The organism is Streptomyces sp. NPDC058955 (assembly GCF_042741435.1).
Taxonomy (GTDB): Bacteria; Actinomycetota; Actinomycetes; order Streptomycetales; family Streptomycetaceae; genus Streptomyces.
The window spans coordinates 162,004-163,681 of sequence record NZ_JBHYKM010000005.1 but is presented as its reverse complement, the minus strand read 5'-3'; the positions used below and the strand labels follow the sequence as shown (position 1 = coordinate 163,681).

Annotated in this window: 1 protein-coding gene; it reads right to left on the bottom strand. The window is 69.2% G+C overall.

From position 1 onward, the window contains the following. A partial coding sequence (locus ACFW1I_RS04260; RefSeq protein WP_384665883.1) for an acyl-CoA carboxylase subunit beta occupies window positions 1-1,477 on the bottom strand: 1,477 nt, incomplete at its 3' end. Window positions 1,478-1,678: the final 201 nt, after the last annotated feature.

Here is a 1,678-nt window from a genome sequence, read left to right as displayed (position 1 = left end):
CGTCATCGACGAGACCGCGTTCGGCCGCGTAGTACGGGTGCATCAGCTCGGCCTTGTACTCCTTGACCATGCGGGCGCGCATGGCCTCGGAGTCCTCGGCCTCGGCGATCTGCTTGCGGAAGATCACGTTGGCGGCGCCCTCGGCGCCCATGACGGCGATTTCGTTGGTGGGCCAGGCGTACGTCAGGTCGGCGCCGATGGACTGGGAGTCCATGACGATGTAGGCGCCGCCGTAGGCCTTGCGCAGGATCAGCGAGATCCGGGGCACGGTCGCGTTGCAGTAGGCGTAGAGCAGCTTCGCGCCGTGGCGGATGATTCCACCGTGCTCCTGGTCGACGCCGGGCAGGAAGCCGGGGACGTCCAGAAGGGTGATGATCGGGATGTTGAAGGCGTCGCACATCTGCACGAAGCGGGCGGCCTTCTCGGACGCCTCGATGTCGAGGACGCCGGCCAGCGACTGCGGCTGGTTGGCGACGATGCCGACGACCTGGCCGTCGAGGCGGGCCATGGCGCAGATGATGTTGCGGGCCCAGCGCTCGTGGATCTCCAGGAAGTCGCCGTCGTCGACGAGCTCCTCGATGACCTTGTGCATGTCGTACGGGCGGTTGCCGTCGGCGGGCACCAGGTCGAGCAGCACCTCGGAGCGGCGGTCGGCCGGGTCCTCGGAGGCGACGGTCGGCGGGTTCTCGCGGTTGTTCTGCGGGAGCATCGACAGCAGGTAGCGGACCTCGGCGATGCAGGTCTCCTCGTCGTCGTACGCGAAGTGCGCGACGCCCGAGGTCTCGGCGTGCACGTCGGCGCCGCCGAGGCCGTTCTGGGTGATCTCCTCGCCGGTGACCGCCTTGACGACGTCCGGGCCGGTGATGAACATCTGCGAGGTCTCGCGGACCATGAAGACGAAGTCGGTGAGCGCGGGGCTGTAGGCGGCGCCGCCGGCGCACGGGCCGAGCATCACGCTGATCTGCGGGATGACGCCGGACGCCTTGGTGTTGCGCTGGAAGATGCCGCCGTAGCCGGCGAGGGCGGAGACGCCCTCCTGGATACGGGCGCCGGCGCCGTCGTTCAGGGAGACCAGCGGGGCACCGGCCGCGATGGCCATGTCCATGATCTTGTGGATCTTGGCGGCGTGGGCCTCGCCCAGCGCGCCGCCGAAGATCCGGAAGTCGTGGGCGTAGACGAAGACCGTGCGGCCCTCGACCGTGCCCCAGCCGGTGATGACACCGTCGGTGTAGGGCTTCCTGGCCTCCAGGCCGAAGCCCTGGGCGCGGTGCCGGCGCAGCTGCTCGACCTCGTTGAAGGAACCCGGGTCGAGGAGCAGCTCGATGCGCTCGCGCGCGGTCAGCTTGCCCTTCGCGTGCTGGGCCTCGGTCGCGCGCTCGCTGGGGCCGGCCAGCGCCTGCTTGCGCAGGACGTGCAGTTCGGCGACGCGGCCACGTGCGTCGGTGGGCTCGCTCGGGATCTCGTCGACAAGGGTCATGTACCGACCCTACGAACTGGACCAAGGAAACCCCGCCGTCGACTCCGTACAGTCTCGCGTGTCGATTCCTGGCGGGGACGGACAGAACCGTGGGGCCGGCGGAGCGAGTCCACAGCCTGAGACCCCCTTTTCATTTGTGGTTCTCACAAAATTGGCGGTGGGGTTGGGCGGGGAGGGGGGGTGGGGGCGGGGCCGGCAGGG